General features: G+C 35.2%; 4 protein-coding genes and 1 tRNA gene. All 5 read left to right on the forward strand.

The genetic code is table 11. The features are described from left to right. The first annotated feature begins 51 nt into the window (after positions 1 to 51). Positions 52 to 126: transfer RNA gene (locus ACIQ1E_RS14075), tRNA-Val, on the forward strand. Positions 127 to 394: 268 nt separating this feature from the next. Then, a complete protein-coding gene (gene nadC, locus ACIQ1E_RS14080) occupies positions 395 to 1,252 on the forward strand; it encodes a carboxylating nicotinate-nucleotide diphosphorylase (protein ID WP_396171999.1) in 858 nt (285 codons plus the stop codon). Positions 1,253 to 1,335: 83 nt separating this feature from the next. After that, positions 1,336 to 1,695: a four helix bundle protein gene (locus ACIQ1E_RS14085; protein WP_396172001.1), complete on the forward strand. Its 360-nt coding sequence runs from the start codon at positions 1,336 to 1,338 to the stop codon at positions 1,693 to 1,695. A gap of 105 nt (positions 1,696 to 1,800) precedes the next feature. Beyond that, positions 1,801 to 2,769, forward strand: a complete 969-nt coding sequence (locus ACIQ1E_RS14090; RefSeq protein ID WP_396172003.1) for a YihY/virulence factor BrkB family protein — start codon at positions 1,801 to 1,803, stop codon at positions 2,767 to 2,769. Continuing rightward, a partial coding sequence (locus ACIQ1E_RS14095) for a hypothetical protein (RefSeq protein WP_396172005.1) occupies positions 2,770 to 2,987 on the forward strand: 218 nt, incomplete at its 3' end.

A 2,987-nucleotide genomic window follows, 5' to 3' on the forward strand; every position in this document is an offset into this window, starting at 1 on the left:
TCCGATTGCATCGGAAGTAGTCGGGACTAGAAGATTAAAAAATAAATATTGGGGCGATTAGCTCAGCTGGTTCAGAGCACCTCGTTTACACCGAGGGGGTCGGGGGTTCGAACCCCTCATCGCCCACAAAAACTTCAACAGAAATGTTGGAGTTTTTTTTTTATCAGTATTTCAAGTTTGAATAGGGCAATTTTCGGATCAATCCCAAAACCTGTGGAGCCATAAAAATTAAGCATAAATTTTCAGTCTTCCCACAACCTTCCCGCAACCTTCCCGCAACAAACCGCAGTACTTAATAAAAAATCAGATTGTATTTTTCTGAATTTCCAAATCCACAAATTTTCTATTCACCAAATAAAATCATACTTTAGCATTCTGTAAATTTTATAGTAAAATGATTAGCGAAAAACAATTCAACAACGAATTACAACTTATTATTCAAAACGCCATTCGTGAGGATGTAGGCGATGGCGACCACAGCTCTTTAGCTTGTATTCCAGCTTCGGCAACAGGAAAAGCAAAACTTATTGTCAAAGAAGAGGGCATAATTGCTGGCGTGGCTTTCGCCAAAATGATATTCGAATATGTTGATAGCAATCTAATAGTAGAAACCTTCATCGCCGATGGAACACCTGTAAAAAAAGGAGATGTGGTATTTCACGTTTCGGGGAGTTCTCAAGCGATTCTTAAATCTGAAAGATTAGTACTCAATTCGATGCAAAGAATGAGTGCGATAGCTACCAAGACAAAAAGCTATGTAGATTTATTGGCGGGAACAAAAACTCAAATTCTCGATACGCGTAAAACTACACCAGGATTCCGAGCTTGCGAAAAATGGGCAGTGAAAATTGGCGGAGGTGAAAATCACCGTTTTGCACTTTATGATATGGTGATGCTTAAAGACAATCATATTGATTTTGCAGGTGGAATTACCTTGGCCATCAACAAAACTAAAGCGTATCTGAAAGAAAATAATCTAGATTTAAAAATCATCGTTGAAGCTAGAGATCTAGATGAGATTAAGGAAATTCTAGAAAGCGACGGGATTTATAGAATTTTAATAGATAATCTCGATTTTGAAGACACTAAAAAAGCTGTTGCTTTAATTGGTGACCAATGTCAAACAGAATCATCGGGCAATATAAATGAAAATACCATTCGTGCCTATGCTGAATGTGGTGTTGACTTTATTTCCTCGGGAGCATTAACGCATTCCATTTATAATATGGATTTAAGTTTGAAAGCTTTATGAGATAGCAGGTTTTAGGTGGCAGGTAGCAGTGTGAGGAAGTCAGATTGCAGAAGATAATTTGATAAATTTTTAAAATTAAAATTATGAGATTTCAGGATTTACTGGCCTACAAGAAATCATTTGAATTAGCAATGGATATTTTTTCTCTATCAATAAACTTTCCGCCCGAAGAGAAATATTCTTTGACAGATCAAATTAGGCGTTCTTCCAGAAGTGTCTCTGCAAATATTGCAGAAGCAACAAGGAAAAGAAGATATGAGAAGCATTTTATTTCAAAATTAACTGATAGTGATGCAGAAAATTCCGAGACTCAGGTTTGGCTTGAATATTCATATGCTTGTAATTATATTGATACTATTAAGTTTGAAAGTTTAACTTCAAAAAGTCTCGAAGTTGGAAAATTGTTGAATTATATGATGAATAATCCAGATAAATTTTTGTAAGTATTTCAGTATGCAACTGCAACTTGAATCTGCAACCTGAATCTGTAACCTATAACCTGTACCCTGAAATCTGAATTCTGAATTCTGCAACCTGAAATTTAAAAAATGAGTAAAGATATAGAAGCACGCATTGAAAAAATCCCTATTCTACGTAACCTTGTTCGTCCCTTAAAAAGGATTAAGTTGCGAAGCATGGAGGGTTTGCGTTTGTATGATTTACTGGAATTGTATATTATTGGTATTATTGATGGTGGTTTTAGCTACCACGCTAGTTCTATTGCCTTTAGCTTTTTTATGGCGTTGTTTCCCTTCGCTTTGTTTATACTCAATCTCATTCCTTTCATCCCAATCGATGGTTTTCAACTCGATTTTCTTCGTTTTGTAAAGGAGGGAGTTCCCCCAAATACCTATGATGCGATATATAAAATCATTAGCGATATTTTGAATAATAGTCAATCGGGATTGCTGTCTACTGGTTTTGTTTTGTCGATTTTTCTTATGGCTAATGGGTTAAATGGTATTTTAGGAGGTTTCGAATCGTCAAAACACGTCCTCATCAAAAGGACATTTTGGCACCAATATTTAGTTGCCTTAGGAATGTCTTTGATATTGTCATTTTTGTTGTTGGCAACTATAGCTATCATTATTGTTTTTGAAGTGGCTATCCAGCATTCCATTATTCAGGATGTGGTAAGCGAACGAATTCCTTTAATAATTTTAGGTAGATACGCATTTATCATCCTTATGATATTGCTAATTACCTCTATACTTTTCAAATTCGGAACTACCCACGATCAAAAAAGAGTTTTTATTTCGGTTGGTTCCGTTTTTACTACTCTTTTAATCATTTTAGATTCTTATGTTTTTGGGATTTGGGTTATAAAATTTTCAAAATACAATGAGCTTTACGGTTCTATTGGAACCTTATTGATTATGATGTTCTATATTTGGATCAACTGTTTGCTTCTTCTGCTCGGTTTCGAATTGAATGCAACTATTAATAAATTGAAACGCGTGCATGCTAAGAAAAAACTTCGTCATAAAATTACAGATGAATCTAATATGGTACAATAAATGCATTTCGTCGAAGTAATTTTACCTCTTTCCCTTGCCAAAACGTTTACTTACAGCGTTTCAGAGGCCGAGTACAATTATATCCAAAAAGGGATGCGAGTAGCTGTGCCTTTCGGCAAAAGCAAAATCTATACGGCATTGGTTGTCGAAATTCACCAAAACAAGCCTGGTTTATATGAAGCCAAAGAAATACATCAAATCTTAGACGAAAAACCTAT

The sequence above is a fragment of the Flavobacterium sp. genome, from assembly GCF_044348915.1.
In the GTDB taxonomy this organism is placed as follows: Bacteria; Bacteroidota; Bacteroidia; order Flavobacteriales; family Flavobacteriaceae; genus Flavobacterium.